The 15286-nt window shown below is 53.7% G+C and carries 12 protein-coding genes, 1 pseudogene and 1 riboswitch; of the genes and pseudogenes, 2 read left to right on the top strand and 11 right to left on the bottom strand.

All coding sequences use genetic code 11. The features are described 5' to 3' along the window. Positions 1 to 115: 115 nt before the first annotated feature. The 4 genes and pseudogenes from lysA to NSU14_RS08980 all read right to left on the bottom strand — a co-directional run bounded on the left by lysA (position 116) and on the right by NSU14_RS08980 (position 5640). The gene (lysA, locus tag NSU14_RS08995; RefSeq protein ID WP_042138658.1) at positions 116 to 1450 is read right to left on the bottom strand and encodes a diaminopimelate decarboxylase; all 1335 of its coding nucleotides are present in this window, start codon (positions 1448 to 1450) and stop codon (positions 116 to 118) included. 193 nt (positions 1451 to 1643) lie between these two features. After that, positions 1644 to 3173: pseudogene (locus tag NSU14_RS35955) on the bottom strand (spore germination protein); the annotation flags it as partial. A 1379-nt stretch (positions 3174 to 4552) separates the two neighbouring features. Further along, positions 4553 to 4978 (bottom strand): stage V sporulation protein AB, encoded by a 426-nt coding sequence (locus tag NSU14_RS08985; RefSeq protein WP_042138659.1) that lies wholly within the window; start codon positions 4976 to 4978, stop codon positions 4553 to 4555. Positions 4979 to 4980: 2 nt separating this feature from the next. After that, on the bottom strand, positions 4981 to 5640 hold the full coding sequence (locus NSU14_RS08980; protein ID WP_076243365.1) for a stage V sporulation protein AA: 660 nt from the start codon (positions 5638 to 5640) through the stop codon (positions 4981 to 4983). 187 nt (positions 5641 to 5827) lie between these two features. On the opposite strand from NSU14_RS08980, the gene NSU14_RS08975 reads away from it, so the two are divergent. Next, positions 5828 to 7003 (top strand): hypothetical protein, encoded by a 1176-nt coding sequence (locus NSU14_RS08975; protein ID WP_042138661.1) that lies wholly within the window; start codon positions 5828 to 5830, stop codon positions 7001 to 7003. A 203-nt stretch (positions 7004 to 7206) separates the two neighbouring features. Here the strand turns inward: NSU14_RS08975 and NSU14_RS08970 are convergent, their stop codons facing one another. Beyond that, positions 7207 to 8178: a DMT family transporter gene (locus NSU14_RS08970; RefSeq protein ID WP_042138662.1), complete on the bottom strand. Its 972-nt coding sequence runs from the start codon at positions 8176 to 8178 to the stop codon at positions 7207 to 7209. 129 nt (positions 8179 to 8307) lie between these two features. Next, a riboswitch (FMN riboswitch) is annotated at positions 8308 to 8456 on the bottom strand. Positions 8457 to 8683: 227 nt separating this feature from the next. On the opposite strand from NSU14_RS08970, the gene NSU14_RS08965 reads away from it, so the two are divergent. Further along, complete coding sequence (locus tag NSU14_RS08965; RefSeq protein ID WP_340944267.1) at positions 8684 to 9862, top strand: PstS family phosphate ABC transporter substrate-binding protein; 1179 nt, start codon at positions 8684 to 8686, stop codon at positions 9860 to 9862. Positions 9863 to 10078: 216 nt separating this feature from the next. On the opposite strand, the gene NSU14_RS08960 is transcribed toward NSU14_RS08965, so the two are convergent. The 6 genes from NSU14_RS08960 to NSU14_RS08935 form a co-directional block, all read right to left on the bottom strand. Further along, positions 10079 to 11557: a carboxylesterase/lipase family protein gene (locus tag NSU14_RS08960; protein ID WP_336103081.1), complete on the bottom strand. Its 1479-nt coding sequence runs from the start codon at positions 11555 to 11557 to the stop codon at positions 10079 to 10081. A gap of 19 nt (positions 11558 to 11576) precedes the next feature. Beyond that, positions 11577 to 12734, bottom strand: a complete 1158-nt coding sequence (locus NSU14_RS08955; protein ID WP_039301649.1) for an AI-2E family transporter — start codon at positions 12732 to 12734, stop codon at positions 11577 to 11579. A gap of 115 nt (positions 12735 to 12849) precedes the next feature. Further along, positions 12850 to 13005: a hypothetical protein gene (locus NSU14_RS08950; RefSeq protein ID WP_179093474.1), complete on the bottom strand. Its 156-nt coding sequence runs from the start codon at positions 13003 to 13005 to the stop codon at positions 12850 to 12852. Between the two features lie 117 nt (positions 13006 to 13122). Next, positions 13123 to 13854: an SDR family NAD(P)-dependent oxidoreductase gene (locus NSU14_RS08945; RefSeq protein WP_076243368.1), complete on the bottom strand. Its 732-nt coding sequence runs from the start codon at positions 13852 to 13854 to the stop codon at positions 13123 to 13125. Between the two features lie 44 nt (positions 13855 to 13898). Beyond that, positions 13899 to 14708: a GNAT family N-acetyltransferase gene (locus tag NSU14_RS08940; protein ID WP_340944260.1), complete on the bottom strand. Its 810-nt coding sequence runs from the start codon at positions 14706 to 14708 to the stop codon at positions 13899 to 13901. 113 nt (positions 14709 to 14821) lie between these two features. Beyond that, positions 14822 to 15181, bottom strand: a complete 360-nt coding sequence (locus tag NSU14_RS08935) for a (2Fe-2S) ferredoxin domain-containing protein (RefSeq protein ID WP_039301636.1) — start codon at positions 15179 to 15181, stop codon at positions 14822 to 14824. Between the last annotated feature and the right edge of the window lie 105 nt (positions 15182 to 15286).

The raw sequence follows: 15286 nt of genomic DNA, 5'->3' as shown, positions 1-15286 counted from the left end.
AAATATAGAACACTTTTATTAGTTTACTATGAAACGGGGCACAAAGCAAAGCAAGCGGGAACGATCCCCGCCTGCCCTGTTGGACTGCCCCCGCTGCCGGCACAGCGGTTAAGGTTTATTTCGTAACGGTCTGTTTGGCAATACGTGCCGGCACAATATCATTGGCGACGATATCCTGATGCGATTCACGGCGGACCACCAGATCGCTCTGGCCGTTCTGTACGAAGACTACCGCCGGACGGCGGATACGGTTATAGTTGCTGGCCATGGAGTAATTGTAGGCTCCTGTGCAGGCAACAGCGAGCAGATCGCCGCTCTCTACCTTCGGAAGCTCTACATCCCAGATCAGCATATCCCCGCTCTCGCAGCATTTGCCGGCGATGGATACGGTCTCCTCGTTAGGCTCAGTCGCGCGGCTTGCGAGCACGGCTTCGTACTTGGATTCATACAGCGCCGGACGCGGATTGTCCGTCATTCCGCCGTCAACGGCAACATATTTGCGCACACCCGGAATTTCTTTGCTTGTTCCTACGGTGTACAAGGTCGTACCGGCATCACCTACGATACTGCGGCCCGGCTCAACCCAGATCTGCGGCAGCCCATCGCCGATACCGGCGAAATGCGTCTTCACTGCATCCGTAATGGCTGCAACATACTCGGAAACCTGCAGCGGAGTATCTCCATCCACATAACGGATACCGAATCCGCCGCCAAGATTGACGACCGGGAAGCTGATGGCCAGCTCTTCCTTCACTTTGCGGGTGAACTCGGCGATCCGCTCAACTGCAAGCTGGAAGCCCTCTGTCTCAAAAATCTGCGAGCCGATATGGGAATGAACGCCAAGCAGGTTCAGATTGGCTTTGCCGTCTGCCTGTCTTACCGCTTCCTGCGCGGAGCCGTTGCCGATATCGAACCCGAATTTGGAATCCGTCTGTCCGGTCGATGCGTAGGCATGGTGGGCATGCGCTTCTACGCCCGGAGTAACCCGGAGCAGAATATTAACCGTTACTTCCTTGCGGGCAGCAATCGCCTGCAGCAGGCTGAGTTCAACCAGGTTATCGACTACAAAGCAGCCGATGCCTGCATCGATCGCCATTTCAATCTCATCCGGAGTCTTGTTATTACCGTGGAAGTGAATGCGTTCTGCCGGGAAGCCGGCTTGCAGCGCAGTATACAGCTCACCATCGGAAACAACATCCAGCGACAGTCCTTCCTCATCCGCCAACCGGCACATGGCCATTGTTGAGAAAGCCTTGCTGGCGTAGGCAACCTGGAAACCGAGTCCGGAAGCTGTAAAAGCGTCCATGTACTCGCGGCAGCGGCGCCGGACCAATTGCTCGTCCACTATATATAGCGGGGTACCATACTCCGCTTTCAATTCTGTCACATCACATCCGCCGATTTCCAAATGCCCTGCATCGTTAATTCGGCTCGTCCCGTGTAAAAACATTGCGCAGTCCTCCAATTTCTGTGGAATATCTGTTCCACCCTGTCTAGTATATGTTACAGAACCCCGCAGCGTTACACAAAGTATGGCCTCAGGAGAGGAATTCCACTTTCTTGCGGGGCTGTTTAGTGTATTCAGTATAGCAGACAGAGGGAACTCCATAGAATGGACTAATTTGCAGTTGATTTGTATTTTCCTACGATTTGTGTTCCTTCTCCTGCTCAGGCGGCATCCGGGTATTATCCCGTGTTTTGTTGAAGGAAGGCCTTGTTTTGGAGCTGAGCACCGGCTGGCGCAGGAGGATCTCACCCATTGCTTTTGCATTAAACGGTATAAACGGCCACAAATACGAAGAATTGTAGGAACGGTGTGTAGTCAAGAGCACCATCAGCAGCGTTGTCCCGATCATGAAGCCGGGTATCTGGAACGCGGCCACCGCCAGCAGAAGCGCAAGCCTGACAATCCGGTTGGCCAGCCCCAGCTCATAGCTCGGCGTTGCGAACATCCCGATGGAGGCCACTGCCATGTAGAGCACCACCTCGTTGACAAAAAGACCGGTCTGCACGGCGATGTCACCTACCAGTATCGCAGCAATCAGACCCATCGCCGAGCCGAGCGGTGTCGGGGTATGGACGGCGGCCATCCGCAGAAGATCCACCCCTAATTCGACGATTAGGAATTGGGCGATAAGCGGGATTTTCGCCGTCTTTTGCGGACCGATAAATTCCAGCATGGCCGGCTTCAGCTCCGGATGAAGGACCAGCAGCATCCACAGCGGCAGCAGGAACATCGAGGCAAAGATACCAATGAAGCGCACCCAGCGCAGATAGCTTCCCATAAAAGGCGTCTGGCGGTTCTCTTCCGCATGCTGGCAGAGATCAAAGAATGTTGTCGGCAGAACCATGACACTCGGCGAGGTATCGACGAAGACCACCACTCTGCCCTCCAGCAGATGGGAGGCCACAATATCCGGCCGCTCCGAGTACCGCACCAGCGGATACGGGTTCCATCCTCCGCCGACAATGGCCTCCTCGAGCTGTTTGTCAGCAAGGGGAATCCCGTCGATATCGACGCTTTTCAGCTTATCGGTAACGGCCTGCACCTGAGTCTTGTCGACGATATCGTCAATATAGGCTACGCAGACATCGGTCCGGGTCCGGCGTCCGATCTGATGCATCTCGTATTTCAGCCCCGGGTCGCGTATCCGTCTTCTGACCAGAGCCACGTTGCTCAGCAGCGTCTCTGTGAAGCCGTCTCGCGCTCCGCGGACGACCCGTTCAATCGAAGGCTCATCCGGGCTGCGCGAAGGATACGAACGGGTATCCATGATAATAACCTGGCTCTCGCCCTCGATGAAGAATACGCTCATGCCTGACAAGACTTTATTGATGCTCTCGCTGAGCAGCTCGCCCTTCTCTACCTGGACATGGGGAATATATTCGCTCATGAAGCTGGCGAATACATCGGTAGATATATTGTCCGGGGTCAGATAGGTCAGACGCTTCAGAATTTCGTCAATAATGGTATCCTTGGCGAACCCGCTGATGCAGAGCAGCGCAACGCGCCGGCCCCCAAAGGACATTTCCCTGAAGACGATATCAAAGGATGAACCCAGGCCCATGACTTCGGTCAGGGTTTTTTTGGTATCCTCCAGGTTGGTCGATACCTTATCATTGCCTTGCCAGTACTTAATAGACTCCTCCAGAGAGTCAGAACGTTCATTGTCGCGTTTCTGCTGCAGCAGATCTTTGGGCTTGCCGGCGGAGTCCGCCCCTTGACTGGACTTGGCTTTCTTAGCCTTGCTGCCGGACTGATCCCCGGCCTTCTGAGGGGCTCCAGATTTGTCTGTGTCATTACTTGAGGCCCCCCCGCTCTGCGCCTGCCTGGACGGTCCCTCTTCACCCTTATCCGCACCAGAAGCGTTCTGCTCATCTTCCTCAGGCTCTTCATCATCTCCGAATAATCTGGCAAAAAATCCTTTGTGGCTCTTCTGCGGTGTCTCCGCACCCAGTTCGTCTGATGTCTCCGTATCCTGTGACTGGCTGCCCGAAGCCGGAGCTGGCGGGTTGTCTTCGCCGGATGCTGAAGCGGTGCCTGCACCATCGTCTGCAGCGGGTCCCTCGGCTTCCTGCTTGTCCTCATCGCCGCCACTTGCTCCCTGGGCGGTAATCTTCTCTGTATCCGGGGTGCCTTGATCAGGTTTGGCCGGGCCCTCCTGATCCGGTGTACCGGCTCCATCGGAAGCCTGTAAATCGTGGTCCCCGTAACCGGTTGCTCCGGAATCCACTCCGATATCCGCACCGGACTCCGCTCCGCTATCCTCACCAGATTCTGCTCCGCTTGCAGCTTTATCTCCTTGTCCAGCTGAGGCGGAATCTCCCTGCGGCTGGCCAAGCTCGTCCGCAGCTTCAGCATCCTGATTCTGTCCGTCACCGGAGTCTGCTCCGGCTCCCTGTCCCGGTCCGGCATCATCTCCAAACAAGCTGCTCAAAAATCCTTTGACGCCGCCGCCGGACTCCTGGCTATCCGAATCGTCTCCGGCTGCGCTGCTGTCCTTCGAGGTGCTGCCGGAAGCTTCGTTATCTGCTGCACCTCCTGTTTCAAGGCTGTCCGCCGCTGTGCTGCCTGCAGCCGCGCTATCCGCTGCGTCTCCTGCTTCACGGCCTTCCGCTGCTATACTACCGGCAGGCTCTGCCTCAGAGGGCCTGCCTTCTGCGCCCGGACCCGCATCCATGCCGGAACGGATTTCCGCACCGCCCTCTATCGGCCGGGTAACAGCTCCCAGCTCACCTGAAACCTCCGTCTCCTGCGGTTGTCCCCCGCCTGCATCAGCCTGATGTACAGCTTGTCCTTCTTGCTGCGGCGTGGCTCTATCAGCCCCATTCTGCTGTGCAGCCTGCGCTTCACCCTGCGGTTGACCTTTGTCAGCACCATCCCGCTGTGCAGCTAACCCTTCATCCTGCCGTTGGCCCCCGTCTGCAACACTTTGCTGTGCAGCCTGTCCTTCATGCTGCGGCGGCTTTTGCTGCTCCGGCTTGCCATGCTTTTTATCCGCTTCCACCTGATCACCGCTGTGAATATACCTAACCACCCCGTAGCCTCCTTTTACTGTCGGTATACAAACCAGTCGAACAATGAACCTGCCACTTTACCGCATACCATAGCCATCAGCAGCCCGAACAACATATGTGTCATATGCAGTCTTTTGGCCAGAATCGGCAGTACGTTCAGTACCTCCGTCAGCGCAGCGGCCAGCATACCGATGAATACTCCGTCGAACAGTCCGACCCCCAGCTCTATCAGCGGGCCTGCGGTTATTTTCCAGTTCCAGAAATCACTCATCGTGCCCAGCAGCGAACCCCCGACCATGGCCCCTTCATACCAGTGCACTTTATTGTAGGAGGAGGTCAGCTGCGCCAGCCGGGGCACCATATCAAGCACTATAAAAAGAGCGATTACCCCGCCGCCGACAGCGATTCCTCCGGCAATGCCGAGCAGCAGGTTAAGTCCGAGTGAAATTTGTGCAGTCATGCTCACTCCCCCCTGCGTCCCGATGTATCATCTCCGCGGCGTTTCATTTTGCTGTATTCCTCGTTGACGACATAGTGGTCGATATTTTTCTGATACAGGAACATCTCCACTTCGAGCGGTGTCGGCTCCTCGTTCCATTTCTTTTTGAACAAATGGTTGAAAAAAATCACCATTCCCAGCCCGATGCCCAGCGAATAAGCGATCTGGAATACATACGGATGCTCATCCCTGCGGCCGGTCAGCATCTCGACAATCCGGATCTGCACCTCCTGCATGCTGACATCGGCATGGAAATTCATGATCGTCAGCGCCGAGCCGAAGAACAACAGCAGCCATACCAGCACAAACAAAGCTATGGAAGGTTTGTTTGCCGTTGCCGGGCCTTCAATCTGCACAATCGTCCGCCCTTCGCCAATCGGCTGGATATCCGCATGCGGAAGCAGCTCATGAATCCGGGGAATCACCGTCAGCAGATCAATCAGAATCAGATTGCCGTCACTTTGCTCCGGCTGAAGCAGCAGCAGTGAATACAGCGGCTCCCGCCACTCCGGCTCGGTGATCAGAAAAGCTACATCGCGCAGCATCACACCTTTGCCTTTGGGCACGGTTACCCGGTTTTTGAGCTGTATATAAATGGCGGGAGCCGGGTGAGGATTGTCCATTGGCGGTGGCCTCCTAAGGTTGTAGTGTGAAGCAGCTGAAGATGCAAGAATAACGGTAGTATGGGAGAAAAGGTTTATTTTTACTCTTTAACCCTGTAATTCATATTTATTGAGCCGGGCATCCGAAACCTTTCGTTACTACGGCCGTCTATATTAACAGTTATTTACATAGAGAGGATGGAAGGTTATGAAAAGAGTGCTGCATCAATCATTACATCTGGCTATAAGCGCATCTATTTTACTGGCATTCACAGCTCCGCTTACAGCACATGCCGCAGAAGAAATTAACTATTATGATTCGTATATCAGCAAAACCAGCGGCGTCCAGCTCTATTCGGCGGGCCAATTGGACGGAAACCAGTTTGTCGATGCCGTCATTGCCAGACAACCGGACGGAACCTACGCCAAATGGCAGGAGCCTTTTCATTATTTCCGGAATTATGGCGGTGATGACCTGAAGTTAACGGGAACTGATGATCCGGAGCAAAGTTATGTGTACGATACCCGGAGTCAATCCATCCTGCGCAAAACCGCTTATACTCTGTCTCCGGACGGGCTTTGGGGATATCTGGAGCGCTCACGTTACCTCTTGATGCCAAATTCTCCGATGGGCAGCGGGTATGTCGGCAAATACCATGACTATTATCTTAAAAACATGAAGACAGGTGCCGTCTCGGTATATTATTCCACTCAGAGATACTACAGCGCCTATTGGCTGAACCAGCACACGCTGCTGGAGAGCGGGTACAATGAAGCTGCTAAACAAAATGTGATCAGTACTTATGATCCGTCCACCGGGGAACGGCACGAACTGCTGAAGGGCAGCATGTATAACCGGAACTTTAGCAAAGGAATCATATATTATGTGAAAAATGAGCCGCAGCGCCTGCCATGGGTATATAACCTGAAGAGCGGGACGTCACGGCTGATCACTGACTATAGCGAACTCGAAGCACTGTTTCCCGCTTCACCCTCCTCCAGACCGGAAGCAGCGCTGCCGCGGGATACCGTGCTGAAAAACCTGCCGGTCATCGAGATTCCTGTCTCCATGACATACGAATACAGTGTTAGCCTGGACGGACAGAACGCCGATGTATCTACCGTATTCTCCAGGGAGGGACAAGACTGGATTCCGGTGAAGCCGCTCGCTGCCGCGTTCGGGTGGAGCATTGAATCTGAGGACCGGGGCCACTTAAACGCCCCCTCTGCCGGTTACAGCTTTGAGATTACAAGCGCCAGCAAGAGTGTAAAGCTTACCCCTGCGAACAGCTTCAATTCCGGAAACAGGCTGTACATCTCGCAGGCACAGCTGAAGCAGCTGGGTTATAACACCATCGTAATAACTCCATACCTGCAGCAGTAATAACGGCAGCAGGACGAGCCCCTCTCCGGATGCCGGACAGGGGGAGCCGGCCAAACGGACTAAGTCCGGTTCACTCGCACATTTGAGTCATCAGCCCTACAAAAAATAAAGAGGATGTCCCGGGCCATTGCGGCTCGCGGGAACATCCTCTTTTGGTGATACCGTAACCCTGGGGTCGTCCCCTCAGGCTGCGGTAATAGTTGTTAATTCTGTTTGATAAGCTCAGCCTGATGTCCCTGACGGCTCTGCTGGCTCGAAATAAAGAACAGCGCCGTCCAGATCAGCGCAAAGCCGATAATTTGCGGCAGAGTCACAAGCTGGTGATATACAATCCAGTTAATCAGAATCCCTGTCATCGGGAAGCTGAGTTCAGCCAGCGTGGCTACAGAAGCCTTGGTTGTGTTCAGGCCCTTGTAATAGAGCAGCATGCTGAGCAATCCGGGCAGCAGAGCCTGCAGCAGGAGATTAATGGCAACAGCGGCCGAACCGCTGATTCCGCCGGTAATCTGCCACGGGGCTCCCTCCATGCTGGTGATCACGAATAAAAGCGGCAAAGCCAGAATAAAGCGCAGGGAAGTTACAGTTTCATATTTCATGGAACCCAGCAGATAGCGGCCCATGACAGTCGACCCGCCCCATAATGCGGCGGCGCCCAGCGCCATTAGACTGCCTACACCCATGAAGCTGTTCACATGGCCGAATGGAATCGTCCAGCCAAAGGTAAGCAGGTAAGTGCCTAATAGTGCAACAATGATAAGCGGTGCGAAATTCTTAGGCAGGCGTTCTTTAAGGATAACAGCGGCGAGACCAATGGCGAAGAGCGGCTGCAGCTTTTGCAGCAGCAGTACAGCATTGAAATCTCCGCTGGACAATGCTTTGGTGAACAGGATTGTAGCTATGGCCGAACCTCCCCATGACACAACCAGCAGGGCCCCGGCTTGACGAAGGCGGATCCCCTTCAGTTCGGCGCGCTGGCGCCACATTACAGGTGCAGCAACCAGGAAGAGCACAACATGCTCCAGCAGGACGATCTGTGAAGAGGTCAGGGATTTCAGCAGGATAATACGGAACAGCGGGTCAACACCCCATAGGGCTGCCCCCAGAACTACCAGCCAGAATCCGCTGCGCAGCGGTGCGGTACGGACTCCTTGAGATGAAGCAGATACATTACTCATCATTCATTCTCCTTGTCGATACAAACCCTCGATAAGAGACCAAAAGCCCCCGCGTCACCTGTAAACAGGGCAAACACCGGGGGCCATTATCAATAAAGACATCAGGGAATACACCCGCTGCCTTTACCTTATGATCCTCTCCCATCCGGACTTTACCGTCGGCTCTGGATTGTCACCAGATCAGTCGCTTTCCCTTGTAAAAGAGTAACGAGTCGCGGGCTTAGCTCACTTGGAACATCACCGCCGGTCAGGAATTTCACCTTACCCCGAGAATCTTGTATTCTGTTATTTTTTTCACAATCTCAGGATAACTCCGTTTCATGAATTCGTCTAGCCTTTTTATGAAAATATACGCATTTTTTTCATCGAACGATCATTTTTATGAGAAAATGCATCATTTCGCAATTACACGAACTGCATAGTTTGGCAGAAACGGAGCCTTATTATAGAATAAGATACGAATACACTTTTTATCCATATTATAGTAACCCTAACGGAGGCCGCTGTGAAAAGATCATTTGAAACCAAGCTGTTATTCTCTATCCTTGCCTTAGCCGTCATCACAATCATAGGCTTCATTGCTTATATCATGGCTACATTTACCGGAGGCCTGCTGTTCTATGCACCGCTCGTCCTCGCCGCTTCGGCCGGACTTGCAGTATTCGCTGTAATCTTTATCTTTGAACTCTTCAGCAAACGGTTCCGCCTGATTGCGCTCGCGGCTTTTGCCGGAATCTGCCTGCTGAGCGCAGCCGGTCATGAGATCAGGCAGGCTTATGTGAACAGTCTTGCCGAAGTAAGGGAGCAGGAGGTCAATCTGTTCCAGTACGCACCTTTTGAAGTAAATACCAAAGCCGCCAGCCTGGATCATAAGGTAGCCTATTATATTCAGGAACAAATGCCCCGGCTGGACGGCGCAACTGCGCTTTACCCGTTGTATTCCGCCTTTGCCCAAGCCGTGTATCCGCCGGATACGTATAATCACAGCATTTACGAGGTCGGTAATGATCTCGTGTTATGTACCACCACCTCCGAAGCCTACAAACGGCTGATTAAAGGAGATGCGGATATCATCTTTGCTGCGGGCCCCTCACTTGCCCAGACCAAGCAGGCGAAGCTGGCAGGCCGTGAGCTGAAGCTTACCCCTATAGGACGCGAAGCATTCGTCTTCTTTGTCAACAAGCGCAATCCGGTTAATGGACTGACCACTGAGCAAGTGAAGGATATCTATTCCGGCACACTGACGAATTGGAAGCAGGTCGGCGGCAAGAAAGCATCCATCCGGGCGTTTCAACGGGACGAGAACAGCGGCAGCCAGACCATGCTTGAGAAACTCATGGAGGACCGGACGCTGATGAGCCCCCCGAAGGAGAATGTTGCAGACGTCATGAGCGGGATTATCAGCCTGACCGCCAGCTACCGCAATTACAATAATGCACTCGGCTTCAGCTTCCTGTTCTACGCCTCAGAGATGAACGCCAGCGATGAGATTAAGCTGCTGGAGATCGGGGGTGTGCCTCCCGCCAAGGAGAGCATCCGCAGCGGGGCATACCCCTTCGCAGCAGAATTCTACGCGGTAACTGCGGGAAGCACCAACCCCAATATTGAGCCATTTCTGGAGTGGATTCTGTCCCCGGAGGGACAGGAGCTGGTCGAGAAAACGGGTTATACCCCGGTGAACTAACTTTTGCGGGCTGCACATTCCTTATTCGGTGGCTTGCGGTGAGACTCAACCTAAAAAGCAGCAGCCCTCATGCCGGAGAATCAGACTCTCCGGTAAGGGCTGCTGCTTTTTTCATGATCAATAAAGTTTGCCGTAGTTAGGCCAATTCTGCGGAATGAGGGGCACTTCTGCCCCTCATTCCGGTATGTCACGCCTTCTTGAAATCAAAAGCCGCGTTCACCCTGCGTAATGCTCAAAAATCCGTCTGCGCTTCTCTCCGTCCGGATCGTTCACTACACGCGAGACCTGATCGAACAGCAGCGTAGCACGCTGCTCAGGTGTGTACTGCGGCCACGCAAGTTCCTGTGCAGACGGATCTCCACAGTGGGCAAAGGCTGTCCAGGCTCTCTGCATCGCTTCGGCCACCCCTGCCATCTCAGGGGTTACCGTCAGTCCGTATTGCTTCAGCAGCGGCAGGTTGTTGAACACGTAGAGAATCTCCGCTCCGTGTATGGCCTTCTCCAGCAGCGGATGGCCGGTGACGGTCCAGTCGAACCGGTACATCCAGACCGGAGCGTGATCCAGCTGCTTTTCCGCGAACGAAATGGAGCTGGCCCAGAAGAACAGATCGGTCAGCACTTCGGCTTGCCCTTCCCAGGTTTTGCTGTAATCGGAGGTCAGCTCTGAGAGGTCTTCGATGCCCATCAGCAGCTCCAGCGACTTGAGTGAGCGGTCGAAGCTTTCGCCTGCCTGCCCTTCACGGAAGAACAGATTGCCTTCATGGAGATTCGTCCCGATCAGCAGCGGGATGCCGCTTGCCGCTCCTTCGCGTACCGCCTGCGCCGGTTCTACCGGCAAGGTCAGCGGCTCAATAACCGGCTGGAAATACATGCTCAGCGAATTCCCGGACAGCTTGTACGCCATCCGTCCGGCCGCTTCCATGATCTGCAGCGCGGGCAGTGTATGCAGCAGCTGCGTGTCACCGCCGGGCTGAAGACCGAGCTCTGCCAGGAAGGCTGCCGCAATCTGTTCCCCCTGCTGACCGCTCAGGCTCTGCCCCGCACCGCTCTCCATAATTGCACGCGAGAACAGCCCCTTGGCCGCCGGCATCGCCAGCAGCGCGGCAATGCTCATGCTGCCCGCTGATTCCCCGAACACCGTAACATTCCCGGGATCACCGCCAAATACGGCGATATTCTCCCGCACCCATTCCAGAGCGGCAATCTGGTCCAGCAGTCCAAGATTGGAGCCAAGCCCCGTGCCCAGCGGGGACAGATGCATGAATCCTAGCGGACCGAGCCGGTAATTCACCGTAACAAGCACAACCCGGCCGCTTGCCGCCATGTTGGCACCGTCAAACATCGGCTGGCTACCGGCACCGGTTACAAAGGTGCCCCCATGAATCCAGACCATGACCGGCAGGGCATCCTCCTGCGCTGCTGCCGGTGACCAGACATTCAGGTACAGGCAATCTTCAGAGTACACCGGATTGCTGCCGCCAAAGCGCGTACCGCTGGTACTTACCGGCTGAAAGCTGACCGGGCCGAATTCCTTCGCCTCCCTTACAGCATTCCAGGGCTCCGGCGGCTGCGGTGCACGAAAGCGCAGCTCTCCGACAGGAGGGGCAGCAAACGGGATTCCGCGCCAGACATTCACTCCGCCGCTCTCTTCTCCCTGCAGTTGCCCATAGGCTGTAGTCACTAGTTGTCCTGTCATTACACTCATCCTTTTCGCTTTATTCCTCAGCTTTTTCTTCAATCACTTTATAGAGTCCGGAGCGGAAACGGAACCACTGAAAGATATGGGTAACCACTACTTTGAGTACGGCGTAACCCGGTACCGCGAGAATGATGCCGAGTACCCCGAACATTTTGCCGGCAAAAATAATTACAAAAATAATCGTGATCGGATGAATCTTCAGCGTTTTACCCATGATCTGCGGAGAGATAAACTTCCCTTCGATCAGCTGGACAGCAGTCCAGACAATCACCATCTTGAGCAGCATAAACGGCGAGGTTACCATGGCTACCACCAGTGCTGGCGTAATCGCGATCGCCGGTCCCAGATAAGGGACTACCGCAGTACAAGCGGCAACGATAGCAAGTACCAGGGAATACTCAAGCCCGATGATCAGATAACCAATATAGAGCAATGCGCCGATACAGCAGCTGACAATAATCTGCCCGCGGATGTAGGATGCCACCTGACTGTTCATTTCCTGCATGACCATCCGGGACTGCGGCTGCAGTGCAGTAGGAATGAACCGCATCAGGTAGTCGGGCAGTCTTTTGCCATCGCGCAGCAGATAGAACAGAATGAACGGCGTAGTCACCACTGCCAGAACAATCTCTGTCAAAGTGCCTACAAAGCTGCCTACGCCACTGGCGGCATTATTGATGAACGAGGTGCCCCAGGTAGTCACCTTGCCGGTGATATCACTGAGATCCGTACCCACACTTTCCTGAATCTTTCCGAAAAATTCACTGCCCGTCAGATGTAAGAATTCCTCCTGAATCTGCGCGCTGTATATCGGGAAGTTGTCAATCAGCCCCATCAGCTGGGTACGGATAATCGGAATAACCATCAGCAGGATCAGTGTAATAATTCCGGCTATTACGAGGTACATCGTAACAATTCCGTAAGCGCGCTTCACCTTGCTTCTCCGCTCCAGGCGGTCAACCAGCGGATTCAGCAGGTAATAAGCAACTCCCGAGAGAAGCAGCGGCGCTGCCACTGTATGCAGAAGCACTGACAACGGTTTGAATATAAACGGAATCTTGGAGAATACGAGCACGGTAACACCAATCAGTAACGCAATTAAAAGCCCCACGACAAACTTGTTATTCAGAAAAAACTTTTTGAATTTATCCGGCCAGACCTGACGTCTATCCATATACTGCCGCCCCCCTGCTGCAACACTTACGATATAAGTGTGATTAATTGCACTTTGTATTAGCATAGTCAACACGGAGGCTGCAAGTCAAATTTTCTGCCCCGCCAAAAAAGCTCTAGTGCAGTGAAGACTGCAGGCCCACCAGCAGACCTTCCACCAAAGCCAGGGAGTTCAGCGAAACCGCCTCAACATTGCTCTCAAAAACTTCTACGCTATCCTCATCCGCATGGTCTGAAATCGATCGGATTACAACAAAGGGAATCCGGTTCACACTCTGTCAGGATCGCTGCAGGCAGGTCGTGATGCACCACCTGAGCCGACAGATAATATCCCTGCAATTCAGGCTGTCATCCAGCCCTCCCGCAGCTCCGGTAAGAAGGCCAGCGGCTCAGCGCAAATAACAGCCATTATTAATATCAAACGTCGCCCCGGTGTATGCTCTCGCTTTGCGGCTTAGCATAAAAACCACCGTATCCGCAATATCCTCCGCCAGCAGCGGCTCCGGAATTAGCTGATGCTCCTGATATTCCTGCTGCCTCCAGGCCGGGATATGCCCCATCATCGGAGTGCTGGTCATCGTCGGGGCAACAGCATTCACCCGGATATGAGGGGCAAAGTTCATGGCGCAGCTTTTGGTCAAGCCGAGAACAGCTGCTTTGGTCAAGCCATACACCGCATCTGAGCTGCCTTCCTGACCGGAGACGGAGGCCATGTTGACGATGACGCCTGTCTGCTTCCGGTCCAACAGCAGGCGCCCGAAGCCCTGCGAGAAATAGACATATCCCTTGATATTGATATCCATTACCCTACTTATATCTTCGGGGGTATACTCCAGCAGACTGCGCCCCAGATATATGCCTGCATTGTTGACCAGACCGTTAACCTCAGCATGTTCTTGCTGTATGTATGCGAAGAATTGCTCCACCTCGCTGTATTTGCTCACATCCACCCGGAAGGAGCAGAGATTATCTGAACCCGCCTCGGCCTGCAGTTCCTTAAGCCCCCGGCCATCCAGATCACAGGCAATCACTTCAGCACCTTCCTGCAGACTAAGCATTACGATAGCCTTACCGATTCCCGAAGCGGCCCCGGTCACAATTATTTTCATTCCCTGCAGCATTCTTAGACACTCCCTCACCTGTATTCTCCACCGGACAAACCGGCTTACTGAAACCGCAAATCAACAATACTGCCGGTCCGCTCAAAACCGATCGACTGATAGACCTTGTTGGAATCCGGGTTTGCAGCATCGGCATAGAGCATAGGAGTAATGCCCTTGCCCAGCAGCTCAGCACACAGCTCTGCTACAGCGGCACTGGCATAGCCCTGCTTACGGCAGTCCTGCGGAGTGAACACTTCATTAATCCGGGCATGTCTGGAGGACAGATGGGCCAGATTCGCCATGGACACGGGCCTATCCTGTACCATCCACAGGCGGAGCTTGCCGGATTCCGTAATATCTCTTGCGTAGCCGAGGAAATTCTCAGGTGCATTCTCGGTGCCGAACGCATCCTTCACAAAGCCGGCCAAATAGTCTGCAATGACCGGGATATAGCCAGCATCTGCCTGCAGCAGCTTGCCGCTGACATTAGCGGGCTTCTTCACCTGCGGGCAATGATAGGCTTCCATGATCATATGAACATGATACAGCTTGCCTGTATTCTCACAATAAGCCTCTGCAAACAGCCTGCCTGTCTCCTTAGTCCCGTTAACCCCTGACAATCCGCGGCCCTTCAGCCGCTCCACAAGCTGGCGAACCAGGGCTCTGCCCTGATCTGCACCTACCTCCGGTGCAATCCATAACCAGGGGTTATGCCCCTCCGTGTGCGCAAAGATCAGATGATCCTCGGCTGTCTTGATCCGGAGCGATTCCGGGTTTCCGGTGATAAGGTGAAGGAGATTATATTCCACCTCTTCCTGTAAGAACGCTTCGCTGTGCAGCACTCGGTCATCCGGCTCGAAATCCACAAACATCCCGCTTCCCCCTTACTCTATCTTTTCTATCCATCATAATCCTCCGTCTGACAAAAATAAACAATCCTCCACCGAAAATTTTCCAGTGGAGGACTGCATTTTTCTTTCATATTTTATTTCTTCTTTTTACCCTTTGCCCCTTTTTCAATTGCGGCTTTCAGTCCTTCATCATAAGTGTAGAGAACATTCTCTTCCAGCCGTTCACCCTTCAGCACCTTGCGTACCAGGCTTTTGGCTGATTTGGGGGTGATATCCCTGTACCATACGCCTTCCGGATATGAGATGACTACACACGCATCCGAACATCTTCCGTTGCAGCGGGTTACTGTAGTATGAATCAGGCTGTCTGCCCCTTGCTTCCCGATTTCATCCTCTATCGCGTCAGCGACCTCTTCACCCTTATGCTTCTTGCAGTCGCTTCCGTTGCAGATCAGCAGATGGCTGACCGTCCCTTGCAGATTCCAGGTCGTCATGGAATTCCCGCCCCCTCTAGTACAACAATACCCTGTTTGTCTGTCTCCCTAAACTCTACTTACCAATCAGAGGATCGTCAATAGGGGGAAAGACTGTTATACTGT

The organism is Paenibacillus sp. FSL R10-2771 (assembly GCF_038000205.1).
GTDB classification, from domain to species: domain Bacteria; phylum Bacillota; class Bacilli; order Paenibacillales; family Paenibacillaceae; genus Paenibacillus_AQ; species Paenibacillus_AQ phytohabitans.
This window is presented reverse-complemented; position numbering and strand designations above follow the sequence as displayed.

Bases quoted from the DNA above. Each gene is read 5' to 3' on its own strand.
- lysA (WP_042138658.1), bottom strand. From the start codon at position 1,450: ATGTTTTTACACGGGACGAGCCGAATTAACGATGCAGGGCATTTGGAA.
- NSU14_RS08985 (WP_042138659.1), bottom strand. From the start codon at position 4,978: ATGACTGCACAAATTTCACTCGGACTTAACCTGCTGCTCGGCATTGCC.
- NSU14_RS08935 (WP_039301636.1), bottom strand. From the start codon at position 15,181: ATGACGACCTGGAATCTGCAAGGGACGGTCAGCCATCTGCTGATCTGC.
- NSU14_RS08980 (WP_076243365.1), bottom strand. From the start codon at position 5,640: ATGGACAATCCTCACCCGGCTCCCGCCATTTATATACAGCTCAAAAAC.
- NSU14_RS08960 (WP_336103081.1), bottom strand. From the start codon at position 11,557: ATGACAGGACAACTAGTGACTACAGCCTATGGGCAACTGCAGGGAGAA.
- NSU14_RS08970 (WP_042138662.1), bottom strand. From the start codon at position 8,178: ATGAGTAATGTATCTGCTTCATCTCAAGGAGTCCGTACCGCACCGCTG.
- NSU14_RS08945 (WP_076243368.1), bottom strand. From the start codon at position 13,854: ATGCTGCAGGGAATGAAAATAATTGTGACCGGGGCCGCTTCGGGAATC.
- NSU14_RS08955 (WP_039301649.1), bottom strand. From the start codon at position 12,734: ATGGATAGACGTCAGGTCTGGCCGGATAAATTCAAAAAGTTTTTTCTG.
- NSU14_RS08940 (WP_340944260.1), bottom strand. From the start codon at position 14,708: ATGTTTGTGGATTTCGAGCCGGATGACCGAGTGCTGCACAGCGAAGCG.
- NSU14_RS08975 (WP_042138661.1), top strand. From the start codon at position 5,828: ATGAAAAGAGTGCTGCATCAATCATTACATCTGGCTATAAGCGCATCT.